The organism is Chitinophaga ginsengisoli, from assembly GCF_003014595.1.
Classification (GTDB): domain Bacteria; phylum Bacteroidota; class Bacteroidia; order Chitinophagales; family Chitinophagaceae; genus Chitinophaga; species Chitinophaga ginsengisoli.
In genome coordinates, this window is the sequence record NZ_PYGK01000001.1 from 944,005 (window position 1) to 965,836 (window position 21,832).

The following is a 21,832-nucleotide window of genomic DNA, read 5'->3' on the forward strand; positions in this document are numbered from 1 at the left end:
TATTTTTACAGCTGCACTGATATGGCCAATCCATCCGACATACTCAAAAAATACTGGGGATACACACAATTCCGTCCTTTACAGGAAGACATCATTCAATCTGTTAGCAATGGCAAGGACACACTTGCCCTGTTACCGACAGGTGGGGGGAAATCCATCTGTTTCCAGGTGCCAGCCCTGCTCAGGGAAGGTGTATGTATAGTGGTCACACCACTCATCGCCCTGATGAAAGACCAGGTAGCCAATCTGCAGAAACGGAATATTCCGGCAGTAGCTATCTATGCGGGCATGTACTACCAGGATGTGGAAAGACTGCTGGAGGAAGCCCGCAGGGGTAAATACAAGTTCCTCTATGTCTCCCCCGAAAGGCTGCAAAGCAAGCGCTTCCTCGAATATTGCGATGGAATGCCCGTGAACCTGCTGGCTATTGATGAGGCACACTGTATCTCCCAATGGGGATACGACTTCCGGCCAGCCTATCTTGAAATTGCAGCCATCAGAAGTTATTTCCCCGATGTTCCCTTGCTGGCACTCACAGCATCGGCCACTCCAAGAGTTCAACAGGACATCTGTGAGAAGCTGCTTATGAAACAGCCTGCCATATTCACCAAAAGTTTTGCCCGTCATAATCTTTCCTATAGCGTCATTGAAGAAGACAATAAGCCGGAGAAATTAAAGCATATCCTCCAGCGGGTGCAGGGCAGTGCTATTGTGTACTGTCGTAACCGTAAGCGTACCCGGGAGGTGGCAGATATGCTGGAACAGGCAGGTATTGCTGCTACTTATTATCACGCAGGACTAACAGGAGAGGAGCGTGCGGTGAGGCAGGAGTTATGGCTGAACAGTCGTATAAGGGTAATGGCATGTACCAATGCTTTTGGTATGGGGATAGACAAGCCTGATGTACGCGTGGTTATCCACTACGATGCTACTGATGGGCTGGAAGCCTATTACCAGGAAGCAGGACGTGGCGGGAGAGATGAAAAGAAAGCATATGCGGTACTGATGTATCAGCAACAGGAGCTGAAGGAAATGGTCAAAATGATGGAGCTTCAGTTTCCCGAAGTAGGGGAGATCCGCGAGGTGTACCAATGCCTGGTAAACTATTTGCAGGTACCGGTAGGGAGTGCAGAGGGTATATACTATGATTTTGACATCAATGATTTCGTTCGCAAGTTTGAACTGAATATTACGATTACATACAGCGCCTTGAAGATACTGGAACAGGAAGGTATCCTGCAGCTGAGTGAAAGTGTGTTTATGCCTTCCCGTGTGGAGTTTGTCATCAGCAAACAAACACTATATGATTTTACAGATATGCAGCCTGCATATGATTCTTTGCTGCAAACATTGCTACGCACCTATGAAGGCATCTTTGATACACCGGTACCGGTATATGAGAAACAGGTAGCAAGGTTGATGAGGAAACCGGAATCACAGGTCATAGAATGGTTACAGCAGCTGCATCAGCGTCGTATCCTGAAGTATAGTCAACGCAAAGAGGAACCACAGTTATGCTTTACACAGGAACGTGTTTCCGCGCAACATCTACGTATCGATACCGCCAGGATAAAAGGGCGGATGCAGGTGTATAAGGAGCGATTAGACGCTATGCTCGACTATATCCGCAATAAGGATGTCTGCCGTACACAGATGCTGGTACAGTATTTTGGAGAGAAGAATACCACTGCCTGCGGGACCTGTGATGTATGCATAGAAAAAAAGAAAAGGCCGCTGGAAGGAAAAGAAGCGGAAGCAATAGCAGTACAATTGATGGCACAACTACAGGCAGAACCGATGGAATGGACAGAGGTGCGCAACAGGTTATTGTCGGTAAAAGAAGAGGCATTGCTGGAAGTAATGCAGTTCCTGATCGCGGAGGGAAGAGCAGGCAGGGATGCCATGGGAAGAGTACATTTATTGTAACTGCTTAAAAGCAAGAGAGGCCGTATCATCCTTTGATACGGCCTCTCTTGCTTTTATATCCTTGCTGTTACAGCTTGATAAGCTTACCTTCTTTACTGCTCTGGAAAGCAGCTTCGATCACACGGATCACATTTACGGCATCTGAAGGTGCTACGGGTACTGGAGCGCCTGTGGTAATTGCCTTATGCATACCATCAAAGTATTCCAGGTAGTTACCTTTAGGAGAAGGCAGGTATTCCCTGATCACTTTACCATCTTTCTCTGTGTGCATCAGGCCCCATTCATGAATGCCTTCTACGCCCCATCCGGGAGCGCCCGGCATCAGGCCCTGTTGCAGCATCGTTTCCTGTGTATCGGCTTTTGTCTTGATGAAAGAGCCTTTACGTCCATGGAACTGGTAAGAGGGAATAGGCTCCCTGGTAATATAACTACATTTCAGGCGTACACGTAATTTATCGTAAAAAAATACCAGTTCGAAATAATCATCCACAATAGATTCTGCACGGATGATGCGGATATCCGCCCAGATGGAGTCAGGCATGCCGAACAGTAGCAGGGCCTGGTCTACCAGGTGTGAGCCCAGGTCATATAGGCCGCCGGTGCCAGGCAAAGCGGCTTCTTTATGCTTCTTATAGCTTAACTCTTCACGGTAACGGTCATAGTGGATCTCTGCCTCCAGGATGTCTCCCAGGTCGCCGCTGGCAACTACCTGCCGAACGATCTTGAAATCACCATCAAAACGGCGGTTATGGTACACGCTCAGTAACAGTCCCTTGCTTTTGGCCAGTTCCACCAGTTCCTGTCCCTCTACGGAGGCAACGGTGAAAGGTTTCTCCACGATCACATGTTTACCGGCGTTCAGTGCCGCCTTGGTATACTCGTAGTGTGTATAGTTAGGTGTGTTTACGATGATCAGTTCCAGGGAACTGTCCTGGAGCATCTCTTCCACGCTCTTGTACACTTTTACATCCGGATACCTTTCCTGCGCCATATGTTTGCTTCTTTCCACTACGGCTGTAAATTCAAACCCGGGATGTACATGAATAAAGGGCGCGTGAAAAATATGGCCTGACATACCATATGCACATATACCGGTCTTGATAATTCTTTCCATGAAATCCTGGTTTTAGCTGTTAGGGCAATAAGATAGTGAATATTCGGAATTTCTTAGAACCAACTGCTTTTCTTACTGCTTTTACCACCCAGTCCCAATGCACCCAGCAGACTGCGGGTTATGATATTTGCCGCGGTACGACCTGCCTGACGTGCAGCTGAGCTGGTCAGTACGGTTTCCAGAATGCTCTTTTCTTCCTTCTGTTTGCCTCCTCCTTTTGAAGATGCCTTTTCTTCCTTATCCTGGGCCGTTTTTTCGGCCGCTTCTTCCAGTTTGGCAGTTAGTATCTCGTAAGCACTTTCGTTGTCTATTTCGCGGTTATATTTCTTTACCAGCTTAGAGGCATTGACGATGGCGTCGGCTTCTTCGCCTGAAAGGATATCCATACGTGAGCGGGGCGAAACCAGCATGGTCGCTGCCAATGGTGTAGGCTGCCCTTTTTCATTCAGACAGGTAAAGAGTGCCTCTCCTATACCGATCTGTGTCAGTAACTCATCTGTTTTATAGTATTCAGACAGTGGATAGTTCTCTGCTGTTTGTTTGATAGATTTTCTGTCATTGGCAGTGAAAGCGCGTAATGCATGCTGCACCTTCATACCCAGCTGGCCCAGTACGGACGGCGGGACGTCCATAGGGTTCTGCGTACAGAAAAAGATGCCCACTCCCTTGGAGCGGATCAGCTTAATGATGGTCTCAATCTGCTGCAACAATGCGGTGCTGGCCTCCTGGAAGATGAGGTGCGCCTCATCAATGAACATCACCAGTTTCGGCTTTTCAAGATCACCTTCTTCCGGTAGTGTAGCATACAGTTCTGCCAGCAGGCTTAACATGAATGTAGAGAATAACTTCGGACGGTCCTGTATATCGGCCACCCTTACGATAGAGATAATACCCCTGCCATCATCGCCGATGCGCATCAGGTCATCCACTTCAAAAGAAGCCTCTCCAAAGAAAAGATCTGCGCCCTGTTGTTCCAGACCTACCACCTTACGGAGAATAGTGCCTGCTGAGGTAGTGGAGATCTTACCATAGTCTTTCTCCATTTCTGCTTTTCCCTCATCGCTCACAAACTGCAGCACTTTCTTAAAATCTTTCAGATCAAGCAGTGGCAGTTTATTATCATCACAGTATTTGAATATCATGGATACCAGGCCTTCCTGGGTATCGTTCAGCTCCAGTATCTTGGAGAGCAACACCGGTCCGAATTCACTCACGGTAGCACGGAGACGGGCGCCTTTTTCCTTACTGAGGGAAAGCAGCTCCGTTGGGTAGGCTGCGGGCGACCAGCTACCGCCTATTTTCTGGTAGCGTTCATCAATCTTGGCATTCCCCGTTCCTGCGGCAGCAATGCCGCTCAGGTCACCTTTAATGTCCATCAGTAATACAGGTACGCTGGCATCACTTAAAGCTTCTGCAATGACCTGCAGGGTTTTGGTTTTACCGGTACCGGTGGCGCCGGCTATCAGGCCATGCCTGTTCAGCGTTTTCAGTGGGAGGGATACGTCCGCTCCGGTTATTACTTCGCCATCCAGCATGGCGCAGCCCAGTTTTATATGTTCGCCTTTAAAGGAATAACCGTTCTGAATGTACTCCAGAAATGCTTCTTTCGTAGCCATGGTATATCAAATTTTTGTTGAAGATATGGAAAAGCGGTTTCGGACAAAAGAGGGGGAAAAAAAATCAGGAACTAAACATGAAAAATAATGCAGATGCATTTATTGTTCATGCTTAATTCCTGATGTTTATTTTTTTTGTACGCTGATAGTCTTATAGGTCTTCTTCCCTCTCAAGCATCAGTATGGCGCCTTGTGGAACGATGAAATACTTCTCGCCCTGATAGACTACTTCTGTAGAACCGCTTACAAGGAAGATAGCCAGATCGCCTTCTTTCGCCTGGAGCGGGATATATTTCACTTTCTCTTCTTCCGCTTTCCAGGGCTCATCATCTTCACTAGGTAATGGCAGTGCATAACCTGGCCCCGTTTTGATCACATAGCCCTGTTGTACTTTCTCCTTTTCCTGCATACCAGGAGGAAGATATAAACCGCTTTCTGTACGCTCGTTGGGGGTGGTTGGTTTAATAAGCACCCGGTCTCCTACAACTATTAGCTTCTTCAATTTATTGTCTTGAGTCAAATGTATTGCCATCGTAAAGTACCTCCGCGAAAGATATTACAAAATGCGTGCAGCAGCAGTATATGGTGCCAATATGTCACAGTTACACATCTGCCAGCCGGAAGGTATCGGCTACTCTGATGCCTTTGTCTGTCGATTGCAGGGTGCAGCATTCTGTAACAGGATCATGCTCAAAAAAGAGGATGTAGTTATTCTCCACGGCCTCCTGTAAAAAGCTCTTTTTCTCCTGTAGTGTTGTCAGCGGGAACATATCATATGCCATGACATAAGGAATTGGAATATGTCCCTTGCTGGGCAGCAGGTCGGCCATATATATGATGGTTTTACCCTTGTACTGGATCTGCGGCAGCATCATAGAGTCTGTATGCCCGAATACAAAGCGGATATTGAAGTCGTTGGTGAAAGGAATACCTTCCTCCCGTGGAATAAACTTCAGTTGTCCGCTTTCCTGTATAGGCAGGATATTTTCTTTCAGGAAAGAGGCTTTTTCCCGTTCATTGGGTTTGGTGGCCCATTCCCAATGTTCCTCATTGCTCCAGAAGCTGGCATTCTTAAAGGCGGGTACCAGTTTGTCTCCCCGTCTTTCTATACTGCCACCACAGTGGTCAAAGTGCAGATGTGTCAGGAATACGTCTGTAATATCATCACGATGAAAGCCATGTTTAGCCAGGGATGTATCAATACTGGTGTCTCCGTGCAGGTAATAATAGCTGAAGAATTTCTCATCTTGCTTATTGCCTATGCCGGTATCTACCAGTATCAGGCGGTCGCCATCTTCTATCAGCAGGCTACGCATGGCCCACGAGCACATGTTGTTCTCATCTGCCGGGTTTAGCTTATTCCAGATGCTTTTAGGCACCACGCCAAACATGGCGCCTCCATCCAGTTTAAAATGGCCTGTATCTATGCTATATAAGTTCATGATTGGATCAGTTTGCGAACTGAAGTTCGTGAATTTCAGCTTCCGGCAGTCATCCTTTTTTGTTTTTGCAGTGCTGCATAGAGCCATACCAAACCTATTGCGAAGAACGCGATCAGCGCCAGTACGGAGTTACGCATGCTACCTGTCAGCTCATGGATATAACCGAAAGTGATCATTCCTATAGCAATGGACAGTTTTTCCACCACATCATAGTAACTGAAGAAAGACGCGGTATCCTCCGTTTCAGGCATCAGTTTGGCGTAGGTAGAACGGCTGAGGGATTGTACGCCACCCATTACAAGGCCTACTGCTACGGCCAGTGTATAGAAGTCTGTGGCTGTCTGCATGCGGTACCCTATCAGGCAGATGACCACCCATAGGATGACAACCACCATTAATACAGGGAGGTTACCAAATTTGCCTGATAGTTTGGCTATTCCCCAGGCGCCAAGTACAGCTACTATCTGGATGGCTACTACCGCCATGATCAGTCGGTCAGCAGGCAATCCCAATTCCTGGCTACCAAAGATGGTAGCAGCCATCATCACTGTCTGAACGCCCATACTGTAAAAGAAGAATCCACGTAGAAATCTCTTTAATACAGGCATCATCCTTACCTGTGCATATACTTTTTTGAGCTCCCGGAAACCTTCTGTCAAAGCACTGGCGCTATGTTGCTGTATAGTTGCCTTAGAGGCTGGCAAACGTAGAAACGTGATCTGTGCAAAACCGATCCACCAGAGACCTGTCAGCAGGAAGGTAATACGTACCGGCATGCCACCATCAATACCGAATGGTTTTACTACGACAAGCGCAAAGCCGATCAGCTGCAACAATACACTGCCTATATATCCCATGGCAAAGCCTTTTGCACTGATACGGTCCCGGTCTTCTATCGAGGCTATTTCCGGCAGATAAGAGTTGTAGAATACCAGGCCTCCGCAATATCCCAATGTGGCCAATATGAAGAAGATGGCACCGTATTCGACATTGGGGTTTGGTCCTGTGAAGTTATATAAAGCACAGCAGCTCAGTCCTCCCAGCCAGGTGAATAACATGAGGTATCTTTTCTTGTTACCTCTTGTATCGGCGATGGAAGAGAGTATGGGCGACAACAGTGCTGCGAGTATAAAAGCAGCAGCCATAGAGTAGTCGTACAATGCAGAGTTTACGAAGGTCCTTCCAAAGAAGCTTACATTGTCACCGTTAGCATCAGAGTGCGTAATGGTAGTGAAATAAATAGGGAAAAAAGTGGTGGTAATTACCAGGTTGTACACTGAGTTAGCCCAGTCATACATTGCCCAGCCATTGATTACTTTTTTACTGGCAGTTTGCATATGATGTAAACAAGTTGGTGATCAAAATGAGAAAACATGAAGCCGGGTAATGTGCTCACGGTAAGCCGGCGCTTATTTATAATCGAGTATGCTGATCTGATCCGGACACATAAAGTATTCCTGCTCATCGTTGGAACTGACAATGATAAGACGGTCGCCACTGTAATCGGTAATAAGTTGCTGATAGAGCCGGACACCGGAGGCATCCAGGTTGGTACAGGGTTCATCCAGCAGCAGCACGGGAACATCAGAGAAAATGGTCAGGGCCAGTTTCAGTCTTTGTTTCATGCCGGATGAAAAATAGCGGATCTGTTTGTTCATGGATTTCTCCAGGCCCACCAGGGCTACAGCATCTGCGGGAGTGATTGCGGGAATGAATTGTTTGAACTGTAGGTGGAACTGCAGGCTTTCTGCGAGTGTAAATTCTTCTACCAGTTCGAGGTAAGGAGCAGCGATGGCACAATGCCGGAAGAACTGATCAGGACTGAGCAGTTCTTCCGGTGTGTTATAAGTAACGGAACCTTCATTGTGATGGAGGTGTCCGCTGATAACCTGTAAAAGTGTAGATTTTCCAGAGCCATTAGGGCCCAGTATGGCATACCGTCCGCCAGCTTCAAAAGTGGCAGATACACGACGGAAGATCCAGTCGTAGTTAAATCGTTTGCCTGTCTGGTGCAGCGTTATTTTCATTCGTCGCTGGCTAGTGACGTATAACCTTTCATGATGCCCCTGCCGGATTCACGGATGAACGATAGTATCTCATCCCTTTCATCAGTGGCAGGATATTCTGCTTCAATGATACTGATCGCTTTTGACAGCTTGTATCCTTTCACGAATATGATACGGTAGATATCCAGTACGTGGTTGATCTTTTCGAGAGAGAAACCTCTTCTTTTCAGACCGATAGAATTCACGCCTACATATGACAGCGGTTCACGTGCTGCTTTTACATAAGGCGGTACATCCTTTCTCACGAGGGAACCTCCTGTAACAAAGGCATGTGCGCCTATTTTACAGAACTGTTGAACGGCTACCATGCCCGCCAGCACTACGTAGTCGCCCACGGTAATATGGCCGGCCAGGGTAGTGTTGTTGGAAAACACACAGCTATTGCCCACTTCACAATCGTGTGCAATGTGGCTGTACGCCATGATCAGGCAGTTATTGCCGATAACGGTTTTCCATTTGTCCTTGGTTCCTCTGTTTATGGTTACATACTCTCTGATGGTGGTGTTATCTCCGATTTCAGTTGTGGTTTCTTCGCCTGCAAATTTGAGATCTTGCGGAATGGCGGAAATTACAGCCCCGGGAAAGATACGGCAGTTCTTACCGATCCTGGCGCCATCCATAATAGTGACATTGGAGCCGATCCAGGTACCTTCTCCGATTTCAACGTTTTTGTGAATGACAGTGAAGGGATCGATCTTTACGTTTGGCGCTACTTTGGCGTCCGGGTGAATGTAAGTTAGCGGATGGATCATTGCTATTATTTAGCTTTCTCTTGTTTTAATGATTTGAGCGGTCAGGTCACCTTCAGTTACTACCTTGTTGCCTACGAATACTGTTCCTCTCATTTCTACTATGCCTCTTCTGATGGGGCTCAGCAATTCCATCTTCAGGATCATGGTATCTCCTGGAAATACTTTCTGCTTGAACTTACAGTTGTCGATTTTAATAAAATAGGTATCGTAATTCTGAGGATCTGGTACAGTGTTGAGTGCAAGAATACCTCCGCACTGTGCCAGTGCTTCCACCTGCAATACGCCCGGCATTACCGGATTATTCGGGAAGTGACCCTGGAAGAAGTGCTCGTTGAAGGTGACGTTTTTGATACCTACTACCTGTGTATCGGTAAGATCGATGATCTTGTCTACCAGCAGCATCGGATAACGATGCGGCAACGTTCTTTCAATACGTGGCAGATCAAAGATAGCTGGTTTATTAGGATCGTATACAGGCACATCCTTGATGTGCTTGTTCTTCTTGATATACTGTTTGATCTTACGGGCAAACTCCACGTTGGAAGCGTGTCCCGGACGGTTTGCAATGATATGCGCCTTAATAGGCACACCTACCAGTGCCAGGTCACCCACGATGTCCAGCAGTTTGTGACGTGCCGGTTCATTCGGGAAGTGAAGCTGTATGTTATTGAGAATACCTTCTCTTGCTGCTACGCTGATCTTCTCACGGTTAAACACCTTGGCAAGGCTGGCCAGTTGGTCATCGCTTACCGGTTTATCTACGATCACGATAGCGTTATTGATATCGCCACCTTTGATCAGGTTGTTGGAGATCAGGTATTCCAGTTCATGCAGGAATACGAAAGTACGGCAGGGCGCTACTTCCTCTTTGAAATCCTGCAGGCTGTTCAGATTAGCATGCTGTGTTCCTAACACAGGCGAATTAAAATCGATCAGGCAGGTAATACGGTAATCCACTGCAGGCAGGGCTACCATTTCTACGTTCTTGCTATCGTCGTAGTAATTGATGTTGGTGTCAATTGAATACCAGACCTTTTTGGCGTCCTGTTCGGCAATACCAGCTTCCTCTATCTTCTGGATAAAGGGGGAGGAACTACCATCCATAATCGGAATTTCAGGACCATCGATCTCGATGTGTACGTTATCTACTCCTGTTCCCACCAGGGCAGCCATAATATGCTCGATCGTACTTACGCGTGCGCCGTTGTGTTCGAGCGTCGTGCTGCGCGCAGTATCCACGACATAATCGACATCGGCTTTAACTACAGGTTGTTCAGGCAGATCTACACGCTGAAATTTAATACCGTAACCGGGAGTGGCCGGCTTCAGGGTCATGTTTACATGCGCTCCTGTGTGTAAACCAACACCCGATATAGTGACTGGGGCTTTTATCGTGTGTTGGTTAGACGACTGATGACTATCCATATTTTATTATAACTGTTTATCCTACTTTGTTCTTCAAACACCTTCCCGCACGGAAAGCAGTTGTTTTACCATATCTTCCAATTCCTTCACACGTTTTTCAAGGTCCGGCAAATTTCTAAAAATTGCCTGACTTTTTAAGGAACTTTTGTAATCAAAAGCAGGAGATCCCATCAGTGCTGTATTTGGTTCCGCTATCGATTTAGACAGGCCGCTCTGTGCATTGATCTTGGTACCGTCGGCCAGCTGGATATGTCCCACCAGGCCTACCTGTCCGCCTATCACACAGTTCTTGCCGATTTTAGTGCTGCCGGAGATACCGGTCTGTGCCGCAATTACAGAATTCGTATCCACATCCACATTGTGTGCTATCTGGATCAGATTATCCAGTTTTACGCCCTGACGGATAACGGTGGAACCCATTGTAGCACGGTCTATTGTGGTATTAGCCCCTATTTCCACATCATCGTGAATGATCACATTACCGATCTGCGGCACTTTCTTATAGGTTCCATCAGGCTGGGGCGCAAAGCCAAAACCATCTCCACCGATCACACAACCCGCATGCAGGATCACCCTGCTGCCCAGTACACAGTTGTCATATACCTTTACACCCGGGAAGATGACAGTATCATCCTGTACGGTAACATTGTCGCCGAGATATACACCGGGATATATTTTAACATTATTTCCAAGCACTACGTTTTCGCCCAGGTAGGCAAAAGCACCGATGAAAACGTTCTGACCAGTCTTTACTGATGCAGGTACATAAGACGGTTGCTGAATACCAGTCTTGTTACCTACCAGCTGTTTATATTTTTCCAGGAGAAGGGCAAAGCTGCTATATGCATCTTTTACCCTGATCAGGGTTGACTTAACAGGTTTTTCCGTTACAAGGCTTTCATTCACTATCAGTATTGAAGCATTGGTAGTATAAATGAATTCTTCGTATTTAGGATTGGCAATGAAACTGAGCATCCCTTCACCGGCCTCTTCAATCTTGGCGATGTTGCTCACTTTAACGTCTGGGTTGCCTTCCAGCCTACCATCCAGCATGGTAGCCAATTGTAATGCGCTAAACTGCATAGTTATTAATTAATAATGTTACCCGATCTGACCAGCTATCAACCTATTCCTGTCCCACAACTCGTATTTCCGGAATTTGTAATTGATAATTAGCCATTCATCAGATTTTTGGATGACAAATGTAGAATTTTTTTACGGGTATAGCCAGCGTATGACTAACCAGTGCATTGTCAATGGAGGAAATGTCTTTTACAGTTCCGTCCTTAAAGAGAATGTTAATCTTCTCATTATTCACATTGTAGGCACTGAGACAGGCTGTGCCCGTAAAAACGAAATAGTCCAGGTCCTTACCGCTAATGCCATACTGTTGCTGTATCTTTTGCCTGAGGAGATGAATACTTTCCGCATCAAAGGCTTCATGGTTAAGGATACATTTAAATAAATTCCTGTTGATGAGCCAGTTGCAAAGCAGCGATAATATCTTATCCGGATGCTGTGCCCATACCTTGATAGCCCCAAGGATATCGTAATCGTCCAGCAGGCAGAATTGCTGAAGGCAAGCCGGTTCCTGTTCAAAGTTGGCAGCCGTGATAGTATGGTAGAGGAAATACTGCAATGCGGGCGAGGCGAACAGGGATACGCCCCGTGAAGCCAGTTCCTTGGCCCTGCGCAGTATTTTAACCAGCATATTCTCCGCACTCAGCACCGTTTTGTGCAGGTATACCTGCCAGTACATCAGGCGGCGCGCTACTATAAACTTTTCTATCGAATAGATCCCTTTCTCTTCCACCATGAGCTCATCACGGTGTACAGTGAGCATTTTTATTATTCTGTCGTATCCTATTACTCCTTCAGAAACGCCTGTATAGAAGCTGTCCCGGTTCAGATAATCCATCCTGTCTACGTCTAACTGGCTGGAAACCAGCTGGTGCAGAAAGGTTTTGTGATAACGGCCGTTAAAGATCTCTATCGTCAGCGTCAGCGCCCCATTCATTTCCCTGTTCAGCTCCTCCATCAGCCACTGGCTGATCTTCTCGTGGGATACCCCCTCAATAATGCCATTCTCCAGGGCATGAGAATAAGGTCCATGACCTATATCATGCAAAAGTATGGCCATCTTTGTAGCGACCTCTTCCTCCTCGGTGATCTGTACCCCTTTTGCCTTGAGTTCCATAAGGGCAAAACACATCAGATGATAGGCCCCCATGCTGTGATGAAAACGGGTATGCATCGCGCCAGGATATACCAGGTGTGCAAGCGCCATCTGGTGGATCCTGCGCAAACGCTGATAATAAGGATGGGAAATTAATGTAAAGATCAACGGATGGTCAATCGTAATGAAGCCATACACCGGATCGTTCACAATTTTTCGCTTGCGTTCTGCCATTTACCGTTCTCCTTTAGCTAGACAAAGCTACGTTAAGGAATTATTATCTGTAACTTTTTCTAATGTATAGACGCGGGAGGAAAGGAATCCCCCTATCTTCCACGCTATTTTCCCTATTTTTATGATCGAAATTATTAATATTTAATCACTGATGGTAGAACATATTGTTTTTTAACAATTTATTGTGCCCGGATGAGCTGCCAGGAACGGTTTTTGACAACATGAATACGTAACTTGAGTAGGATAGTTGTCACTGCCAACTAAAATTTGCTTTATCATAAACACCTTACTTGAATGAGTCAAATAAATATACTTTGGGTAGATGATGAAATAGAATCACTGAAATCACAGATCATGTTCCTGGAAACCAAGGGATATAAAGTGTCGGCCCTCACCAACGGGTATGACGCCCTCGAATTCCTGCGTGAACAGGTGGTGGATGTGGTGTTGCTGGACGAATCTATGCCGGGTATAACTGGTCTGGAAACCCTGGGAAAGATCAAAGAGATCGATCAGCAGATCCCTGTGGTGATGATCACTAAAAATGAAGCAGAGAACGTGATGGACGATGCTATCGGTTCCCAGATCACCGACTACCTTATTAAACCGGTGAACCCGAACCAGGTGCTCCTTTCCCTGAAAAAGATCATTGATAATAAACGCCTGGTGGCTGAAAAGACCACCATCGCCTACCAACAGGAATTCCGTACGTTGTTTATGGCGCTGAACTCCAACCCGGACTATAACGAGTGGATGGACATCTACAAGAAGCTGGTGTACTGGGAAATGGAAATGGGTAAAACCAACAGCCCAGAGCTGCTGGAGGTGCTCAATTCCCAGAAGGCGGAAGCCAATACAGAGTTCGCCAAATTCATCAGCCGGAACTATGCCAGCTGGGTAAGCCCGAAATCAAAAGAAGCGCCGGTAATGTCCCATACCCTGTTCCGGGATAAGATCGTGCCGGCCCTGGACAATGACGTACCTAATTTCATTATTATAATAGATAACCTCCGCTGGGACCAGTGGAAGGCGATACTGCCCATTTTCCTGGAATCTTACCGCCTGGTGCAGGAAGATACCTTTTACAGCATCCTGCCTACCTCTACCCAATACAGCCGCAACGCTATTTTTTCCGGTCTGCTGCCAATAGATATTGAACAGCGTTTCCCGGAAGAATGGAAAAATGATGATGAGGAAGGAGGGAAGAACCTGCATGAGGAAACTTTCTTTGCCGATCAGCTCCGCCGCCTGAAGATGGACCCCCGGTTCTCTTATACCAAGGTGACCACCCACAACGACGGGCAACACCTGGTCAACAATGTGCATAACCTGATGTCATACCCGATCAATGTGATCGTGTATAACTTTGTAGATATGCTCAGCCATGCCCGTACGGAAATGGAAGTGCTGAAGGAACTGGCAGCCGATGAGATGTCTTACCGCTCTATTACCGCCAGCTGGTTTGAACACTCGCCTTTACATCAGGCGCTACGTAAGCTGGCCGACAAAAAGATCAACCTGGTCATAGCGACTGACCACGGTAACGTAAGAGTGAAAACACCGGTGAAGGTGATAGGGGATAAACAGACCACTACCAACCTCCGTTACAAGCATGGCCGTAACCTGAACTATGATGCGAAGGAAGTATTGGCTTTCCGCGATCCAAAAGAAGCAGGTCTGCCGAGGCCGAATGTGAACTCATCTTACATCTTCGCTAAAGAGGATGGCTACCTCTGCTATCCGAATAACTATAACTACTTTGTCAATTTCTACCGGAATACTTTCCAGCACGGCGGTATTTCACTGGAAGAAGTGATTGTGCCTGTAGCAAGGCTGGTGAGTAAATAGGGACTCCGGGCTTTTTCCTTATTTTTGTTGAATGAACTTTAAAGTCACACCCAATAACCTGACCCGCCTCGAAAAGATTTTTGGAGAGGCCAAATATGAGTTGCGTTTCGAAAAGGGAACGTTCAACTCCGGCTATTGTGTACTTGAACACAAGAAGGTGGTTGTTATCAATAAATTCCTGAACCTGGAAGGACGTATCAATACTTTGTTGGATATCCTTTCCACGATGGCACTGGATGAAACCCTGCTGACTCCCGAGTCGCTGAAACTGTACAGGCAGATAGTCGACAACAGGAACGCGGCAAATGCAGCAGATGCAGCAGCGACCGATAACACAGATGATACATCAATACCACCTTCACCAGAACAACCTTCAGAGAATTGAAAGTCACCTTTTTAGGAACCGGTACTTCGCAGGGCGTACCCGTAATAGCTTGTGGTTGCCAGGTCTGTACCTCCTCCAATCCAAGAGATAAGCGCCTGCGCAGCAGTATCCTGATATCAGATACGCCTGCCGGTAATATTGTTATCGACACGACACCCGACTTCCGTTACCAGATGCTCAGGGTAGGCTTAAAACACCTCGAGGCTGTGCTGATCACCCATTCCCATAAAGATCATATTGCAGGCATGGACGATATCCGTGCCTTTAATTATTTCCAGCAGCGGGCTATCGATATCTATGCTACGGAATTTACCCAGCAGATCATCCGTAATGAATTCTCCTATGCCTTCGCCGAACAGAAATATCCGGGTATCCCGGAGCTGAACCTGCGTACCATTGGTACGGCGCCTTTTAATGTGAATGGCCTTGATATCATTCCCATTAATGTGATGCATCACCGTATGCCGGTGCTGGGATTCCGCTTCAACGACTTTACTTACATCACAGACGCCAATTTTATAGCCGAAGAGGAAAAGCAAAAGATCAGAGGTTCTAAAGTACTTGTACTCAATACACTGAGGAAAGAGAAACATATTTCCCATTTTACGCTGGATGAAGCGATTGCCATTGGTCGTGAACTGGAGATCCCGCAGGTCTATTTTACCCATATCAGTCACCAGCTGGGTTTACATGAAGAGGTCTCTGCAGAATTGCCTGTAGGCATGGCCCTGGCCTATGATGGCCTGGAGGTGGTACTGTAACTTGTTCTACTATTTACTGTATGCCTGTGTATTTGTGTCTGAGATTAACTTCGCATTAACTTTATTCTTTAGTTTTTGCAATAACTTGCCCGGCTTTAAATGTTAACCCATGAAGCAGGCGTTATGGAAAGCTTACAACAGCTTTTCGCGAAAGGAAAGACAAGGTATTTTATTCCTTTTGATACTGACAGGTAGCTGTGTGGCTATGCCCTCCTTATGGGAGCGTTGCGTACTGCTCCCCGCTGAAGTGTCTGCAACCGACAGTGTGTTATCTGCAGAAGTAGCGGCATTCCATAATGCACTATTGAACGGCACGAAGGTTTTCCCGGTGGATGCCCGTAGCCGTACTAACTTCCGCCGGCGCGATACGCAGCATACCTGGCGTGAAAGGAATAATACCTGGCAGGCGCCCGGAGTACGACAGGAAGGCGACCGCAGGAAAGCATATCAGAAGAGTATACCTGTGCTGGACATTAATACGGCAGATTCCGCACTATGGGAATCCTTGCCGGGTATAGGACCTGTGCTGGCTGCCCGCATTGTAAAGTTCCGGGAGAAGCTGGGAGGCTTCTACTCTATCAGCCAGGTAGGAGAAACCTACGGATTGGCAGACAGTACATTTAATAAAATTCAAGCTTCCCTGCGATTGCATAAGGTTTCACTAAAAAAAATAGACCTCAACCAGATGGATGAAAAATCTTTGGCACAACATCCATACATACGATACAAACTGGCGCGGTTAATAGTACTGTATCGCAATAACCACGGGCCTTTCAGGCAGGTGGAAGACCTTCTTGGCATACCATTGGTAGATGATAGTATTTATCGTAAAATTGAACATTACATCAAAACAGAAAATTCCCCATTATGAACTTTGAGCCTACAGAAACGCAACGACAGATTACACAAGTGATACGCGACTTTGGAAAAATTCACATGCAACCTTATGTACTGGAATGGGATGAAAATCAAACCTTTCCGGCGCAGCTGTTTAAACAACTGGGCGAACTGGGGCTAATGGGAGTACTTGTGCCTGAACAATATGGCGGCAGCGGACTGGGATACCTGGAATATGTGACCGTCATCAGCGAGATCGCTAAGATCTGTGGCGCCATCGGATTGAGCGTGGCCGCCCATAATTCCCTGTGTACCGGCCATATCCTGCAATTCGGATCAGAAGAACAGAAACAACGTTATCTCCCCAAACTGGCCAGTGCAGAATGGATAGGTGCCTGGGGCCTGACGGAACCCAATACCGGATCAGATGCCATGAACATGAAATGTGTGGCCCATAAAGATGGTGACGAGTGGGTCATCAATGGCACCAAATGCTGGATCACTCATGGTAAAAGCGGAGATGTGGCCGTGGTAATAGCCCGTACCGGTAATGTACGCGACAGCCACGGTATGACTGCCTTTGTGGTGGAACGTGGCACCCCTGGTTTCAGCGGTGGGAAAAAGGAAAATAAACTGGGCATGCGTGCTTCAGAAACAGCTGAAATGATCTTTGATAATTGCCGCATACCAGCAGCCAACATGCTGGGAAATGAAGGCGATGGTTTTATACAGTCAATGAAAGTACTGGACGGAGGACGTATCTCTATTGCCGCGCTGTCCCTGGGTATTGCCAAAGGCGCCTATGAAGCAGCGTTGAAGTATGCACAGGAACGTCATCAGTTTGATAAACCAATCGCCAGTTTTCAGGGCATTTCCTTCAAGCTGGCCGATATGGCTACAGAGATCATGGCAGCAGAACTGCTGACCATGCAGGCCGCTGATACTAAAACAAGAGGGGGCGTGGTGACACAACAGGCGGCAATGGCCAAATACTACGCTTCTGAAGTAGCCGTGAAGACCGCCAATGAAGCCGTACAGATCTTTGGCGGATATGGCTATACGAAAGATTTTCCTGTAGAGAAATTTTATCGTGATGCTAAGCTGTGTACAATAGGAGAGGGTACTTCCGAAATACAGAAGCTGGTCATTGCACGCGAGGCGCTGAAATAAGCGATCACGACGTATCGTCATCACAAGATATTTCGTTGTTTATTACATAGTGTTAGTCCGTGAGCATTCACTCACGGGCTTTCTGTTTGTTATATACTTATATCAATAAGCCTATCAATTTTTACTATCTGCCGTTTCGCCCGAACGCCCCTACCTTTGGCTCCAGTTGTATAAAAGAGGCGTTTCTTATGAATTTCAAAGAGGTTAATTGAGTACCATAGTTGTAAGTGTCCTTTTATTATCTTCAACCCATTAAATAACTATGTCATGAGCTTTGAAGAACAATTACACCACCTATTCCCCACAGCAGATGCTATCCCGGCTGAATACCAGTTGCCGGCAGAAGTACATCAGCGGGAATATCTGTCAGGTGGAGAAATGAAACCATGGAATGGCGATGTGCATACAGTATTATCTCCAATCTGTATACAGACACCGAAAGGGCTGGAGAGAAAGGTGATCGGTTCTTATCCTTTATGCGGAGAAGCAGAAGCAATGGCTGCTCTGGACGCAGCAGTACTGGCATATAATGATGGCCGTGGCGAATGGCCGACAATGACAGTATCTGAACGTATTGCCTGTATGGAGAAGTTTACCGGCAAAATGATCGAGAAGAAATCAGAGATTGTAAAACTGATCATGTGGGAGATCGGTAAATCATACACAGATTCCATCAAGGAATTCGACCGTACCGTAGAATATATCAATACCACCATTGATGCGTTAAAAGACCTGGACCGTAACTCCAGCCGTTTCGAGATCCAGCAGGGCATTATCGGTCAGATCAGGCGTTCTCCATTAGGTGTGGTACTCTGTATGGGACCATTCAACTATCCGCTGAATGAAACCTTCACCACATTGATCCCTGCGCTGATTATGGGGAATACAATGTTGTTCAAACCTCCGAAACATGGCACTTTATTACACTACCCGCTGCTGGAAGCTTTTGCCAGCTGTTTCCCGAAAGGAGTGGTAAATACTATCTACGGTCGTGGTAACGTGATCATCGGCCCATTGATGGAATCCGGTAAGATCAATGTACTGACCCTGATAGGCAGCAGCAAGGTGGCTAACCAGCTGAAGAAGATGCATCCGAAAGTGAACCGCCTGAGGGCCATCCTGGGTCTGGATGCCAAGAATGCCGCTATTATCACAGATAAGGCTGATCTTGACCTTGCAGTACAGGAAACGGTACTAGGTTCACTATCTTTCAACGGACAGCGTTGTACGGCTTTAAAGATCGTTTTTGTGCATAGTAAGGTGGCTGATCTGTTCCTACAGAAACTGAGCGCTGCAATCAGCCAGCTGAAGATGGGTATGCCATGGGAAAAGGGCGTGTTCCTGACTCCATTGCCTGAGCCACAAAAACCGGCCTATTTAAAAGAGTGTATTGACGACGCCATTGCCAATGGTGCAAAAGTGATCAATGAGAACGGAGGATCTGCTTTCGAATCTTTCGTATATCCGGCAGTTTTATATCCAGTGAATAACAAGATGAAGGTATACAGGGAAGAGCAGTTCGGACCACTGGTGCCGGTATTGCCATTCGATGATATTGAAACACCTATTGAGTACCTGATAGCATCTGATCACGGTCAGCAGGTAAGCCTGTTCTCTAATGATGCAGACGAACTGGCATCTTTGATAGATCCGCTGGTAAACCAGGTGAGCCGTGTAAATATCAACTGTCAGTGTCAACGTGGTCCGGATGTATATCCGTTCACTGGTCGTAAGGATTCTGCCGAAGGAACGCTTAGTGTACCTGATGCATTACGTGCGTTCTCCATCCGTTCAATGGTGGCTACAAAACAAACTGAACAGAACAAAAATCTGTTGAATAAGATTGTAAATGATCAGACTTCGAACTTTTTGTCAACAAAATATATCTTTTAGTCAAAATTATATTAGCTACTAAAAAGCCCATTACGAGGTTAAACAAGAGTAGTTTAGCTATGTGATAAAATATTAATGTATGATTGCCTTTTGTACTTTTTTACAGAAAAATGAGTATTAGTTGATTTGGGTGATGGAATTGTGGATTAAGAACGTTAAATTTGGGTTAATTCATCACTCTTTACCATTTATCAACCTTCAACAAAAAAGAAAGACAATCGAAACATTTTTACGCAACCCAAGGAAAGCATCCGCTGAATAAGCGGATGTTTTTTTGAAAAGCGTAGCTGTAACGATCTTCAACTGTTCAATTTGTCCCTGGTATGTTGTTTACGACCGGACACTGTCACAAAATAAAAGGCCGACCTGTCATCGACAGATCGGCCTTTTATCATGTGCGCCCGGCACGGGCGCAAACTCTAGGGTGAAAGTCCCGAACGCGCCTTGATAGTGGGAAGCGTTAACCTAAGGCAAGGGTGTCCTCCGTGAGGAGGAATCTGAAGGAAGCCGGCGGTAAATCTTTGGCCTGACGAACAGGAAGCAGATGAGGCAATTACTTGTGGGTGAGTTTGCATGACAAAACGAAGCCCTAAACTATCCGAAACAAGTAACTGTAGATCTGACAGGTATATGAAGAGAAAGTTTGCGCATCTTACCCGGGGAGGTCTGTTAAGCGGTGGACGGAGGGAGAAGCGCGGCCCGAAGGAGCAAGAGCATATAGTGATATATGCTTGTTTAGCAGAAGTCAGCAGAGGCCATAGTACCTGAATACAGAGGGAAGGGCTGAACATTAAACGTCCGAGGAGTATCTCTGGAAATGGGATGATCGTAAAGAAAGCAGAAAACTCCGAATGGAGAGCTGCCCTGCAAGAGCTACGCTGGAAGCAAAAGGGTATCAGGGAGCGCTGAACGACATCTTGAAGGAAGGAAAGAAACAAGGAGACAGAGGAAAAGTAGAAGAAATGTTACTGGAAGAAATCCTAAGCAAGTCAAACATGGCATCGGCCTATGAGCGAGTGGTAGGCAACAAAGGAGCGAAAGGGATAGACGGAATAGAAGCGAAAGACTTCCTTAGTCAACTACAACGCGAATGGGGCCAGACTAAAACCAAGCTGGAAACAGGGAGCTACCAACCAAGCGCAGTAAAGCGGGTAACGATACCCAAGCCCAACGGCGGTGAACGCCATTTATTGGTGACGCTGTATGAGCCCACGTTCTCAGAGAACAGTTACGGGTTCCGCAGTGAAAAGAATGCGCATCAGGCAGCCTTAAAGGCGAAGGAATACATCAATGCAGGCTATAGCCATGTAGTAGACCTTGACCTGTCGCAGTTCTTTGACCGTGTAAACCATGACTACCTGATGAATGAGCTGAGCCGTCGAATAACGGACAAGCGAGTCCTAAAGTTGATCCATAAGATACTTCGGAGTGAGATAGACGATGGTAAAAAGCGTGTAGCTAGTAAACAAGGAGTTCCTCAAGGGGGGCCGTTAAGCCCTCTGCTGTCTAATATTATCCTTGATAAGCTAGATAAGGAACTGGAAAAACGCGGTCATCGTTATGTACGATATGCTGATGACTGTAGTATTTATGTGAAGAGCAAACGTTCCGGCGATCGCGTGATGGAGAGTATAACCCATTACATAGAAAAGGAGTTGAAGCTGAAGGTAAATACAGAAAAGAGCAGCGTAACCCGTCCATGGACGATGAAATTGCTTGGCTTTACTTTTTACCACCGCAAAGGAGAAAAAGGTATCAGCGTTCACCGTAAGAGCATAGCTTCATATAAGGACAAAATCCGAGCAATTACCTCGCGCAGTAAACCTTATAGCATGTCAGCTCGACTAGATGAAATCCGGAAGTTGAACACAGGCTGGGGGCAGTATTTTAAACTTAGCGAAGCGAAATGGAAGTTTAAAGAACTGGACAAATGGGTTAGAAGTCGTTTGCGTCTATGCTATTGGCAACAATGGAAAAAGACCAAAACCCGTATAACAGCGCTAACCAAGCTAGGAATCCCTGCGTATCGAGCTTACCAATGGGGTAACACCCGTAAAGGGAAATGGCGCAGCGTGCATAGTCCGATTCTTACGCGTGCCCTAAGCAACAACTACTTAAAGCAGGAAGGCTTTACCAGTCTGATGGACATAGTAAAGCCTTGCTGAAACTGTTTGTGTTTAATGAACC

18 protein-coding genes are annotated in these 21,832 nt (G+C 46.5%); 8 read left to right on the forward strand and 10 right to left on the reverse strand.

Translation table 11 applies throughout. From position 1 onward, the window contains the following. The first annotated feature begins 21 nt into the window (after positions 1–21). The gene (locus tag CLV42_RS04010; RefSeq protein ID WP_106600582.1) at positions 22–1,926 is read left to right on the forward strand and encodes a RecQ family ATP-dependent DNA helicase; all 1,905 of its coding nucleotides are present in this window, start codon (positions 22–24) and stop codon (positions 1,924–1,926) included. 67 nt (positions 1,927–1,993) lie between these two features. On the opposite strand, the gene CLV42_RS04015 is transcribed toward CLV42_RS04010, so the two are convergent. From CLV42_RS04015 to CLV42_RS04060, 10 genes are all read right to left on the reverse strand, one after another. Beyond that, the gene (locus CLV42_RS04015) at positions 1,994–3,040 is read right to left on the reverse strand and encodes a Gfo/Idh/MocA family oxidoreductase (protein ID WP_106600583.1); all 1,047 of its coding nucleotides are present in this window, start codon (positions 3,038–3,040) and stop codon (positions 1,994–1,996) included. Between the two features lie 53 nt (positions 3,041–3,093). Beyond that, on the reverse strand, positions 3,094–4,656 hold the full coding sequence (locus CLV42_RS04020) for a helicase HerA-like domain-containing protein (RefSeq protein WP_106600584.1): 1,563 nt from the start codon (positions 4,654–4,656) through the stop codon (positions 3,094–3,096). Positions 4,657–4,807: 151 nt separating this feature from the next. Further along, complete coding sequence (locus CLV42_RS04025; RefSeq protein ID WP_245901454.1) at positions 4,808–5,158, reverse strand: co-chaperone GroES; 351 nt, start codon at positions 5,156–5,158, stop codon at positions 4,808–4,810. A 100-nt stretch (positions 5,159–5,258) separates the two neighbouring features. Then, on the reverse strand, positions 5,259–6,098 hold the full coding sequence (locus CLV42_RS04030) for an MBL fold metallo-hydrolase (protein WP_106600585.1): 840 nt from the start codon (positions 6,096–6,098) through the stop codon (positions 5,259–5,261). Positions 6,099–6,133: 35 nt separating this feature from the next. Further along, a complete protein-coding gene (locus CLV42_RS04035; protein ID WP_106600586.1) occupies positions 6,134–7,435 on the reverse strand; it encodes an MFS transporter in 1,302 nt (433 codons plus the stop codon). A gap of 72 nt (positions 7,436–7,507) precedes the next feature. Further along, positions 7,508–8,125: an ABC transporter ATP-binding protein gene (locus CLV42_RS04040; protein ID WP_106600587.1), complete on the reverse strand. Its 618-nt coding sequence runs from the start codon at positions 8,123–8,125 to the stop codon at positions 7,508–7,510. Further along, on the reverse strand, positions 8,122–8,916 hold the full coding sequence (lpxA, locus tag CLV42_RS04045) for an acyl-ACP--UDP-N-acetylglucosamine O-acyltransferase (RefSeq protein ID WP_106600588.1): 795 nt from the start codon (positions 8,914–8,916) through the stop codon (positions 8,122–8,124). The genes CLV42_RS04040 and lpxA overlap by 4 nt, the downstream gene beginning before the upstream one ends. A 9-nt stretch (positions 8,917–8,925) precedes the next feature. Next, positions 8,926–10,341: a bifunctional UDP-3-O-[3-hydroxymyristoyl] N-acetylglucosamine deacetylase/3-hydroxyacyl-ACP dehydratase gene (locus CLV42_RS04050; RefSeq protein ID WP_106600589.1), complete on the reverse strand. Its 1,416-nt coding sequence runs from the start codon at positions 10,339–10,341 to the stop codon at positions 8,926–8,928. 33 nt (positions 10,342–10,374) lie between these two features. Next, positions 10,375–11,424: a UDP-3-O-(3-hydroxymyristoyl)glucosamine N-acyltransferase gene (gene lpxD, locus CLV42_RS04055; RefSeq protein WP_106600590.1), complete on the reverse strand. Its 1,050-nt coding sequence runs from the start codon at positions 11,422–11,424 to the stop codon at positions 10,375–10,377. A gap of 100 nt (positions 11,425–11,524) precedes the next feature. Continuing rightward, positions 11,525–12,751: an HD domain-containing protein gene (locus tag CLV42_RS04060; protein ID WP_106600591.1), complete on the reverse strand. Its 1,227-nt coding sequence runs from the start codon at positions 12,749–12,751 to the stop codon at positions 11,525–11,527. Between the two features lie 294 nt (positions 12,752–13,045). On the opposite strand from CLV42_RS04060, the gene porX reads away from it, so the two are divergent. The 7 genes from porX to ltrA all read left to right on the forward strand — a co-directional run bounded on the left by porX (position 13,046) and on the right by ltrA (position 21,810). After that, entirely contained in the window at positions 13,046–14,599 is a 1,554-nt protein-coding gene (porX, locus tag CLV42_RS04065) for a T9SS response regulator signal transducer PorX (protein ID WP_106600592.1), read from the forward strand. Between the two features lie 31 nt (positions 14,600–14,630). After that, on the forward strand, positions 14,631–14,984 hold the full coding sequence (locus CLV42_RS04070; protein WP_106600593.1) for a hypothetical protein: 354 nt from the start codon (positions 14,631–14,633) through the stop codon (positions 14,982–14,984). After that, positions 14,981–15,745 carry an MBL fold metallo-hydrolase gene (locus CLV42_RS04075; protein WP_106600594.1) on the forward strand — a complete coding sequence of 255 codons (765 nt, stop codon included), beginning with the start codon at positions 14,981–14,983 and terminating at the stop codon, positions 15,743–15,745. Before CLV42_RS04070 ends, CLV42_RS04075 begins: the two co-directional genes overlap by 4 nt. A 109-nt stretch (positions 15,746–15,854) precedes the next feature. Further along, positions 15,855–16,616, forward strand: coding sequence for a ComEA family DNA-binding protein (locus tag CLV42_RS04080; protein ID WP_106600595.1), 762 nt, complete (start codon positions 15,855–15,857; stop codon positions 16,614–16,616). Continuing rightward, positions 16,613–17,752, forward strand: coding sequence for an acyl-CoA dehydrogenase family protein (locus CLV42_RS04085; RefSeq protein WP_106600596.1), 1,140 nt, complete (start codon positions 16,613–16,615; stop codon positions 17,750–17,752). Before CLV42_RS04080 ends, CLV42_RS04085 begins: the two co-directional genes overlap by 4 nt. Before the next feature lie 267 nt (positions 17,753–18,019). Next, a complete protein-coding gene (locus CLV42_RS04090) occupies positions 18,020–19,645 on the forward strand; it encodes an NADP-dependent glyceraldehyde-3-phosphate dehydrogenase (RefSeq protein WP_106600597.1) in 1,626 nt (541 codons plus the stop codon). Between the two features lie 851 nt (positions 19,646–20,496). Further along, complete coding sequence (gene ltrA / locus CLV42_RS04095) at positions 20,497–21,810, forward strand: group II intron reverse transcriptase/maturase (protein WP_245901456.1); 1,314 nt, start codon at positions 20,497–20,499, stop codon at positions 21,808–21,810. Positions 21,811–21,832: the final 22 nt, after the last annotated feature.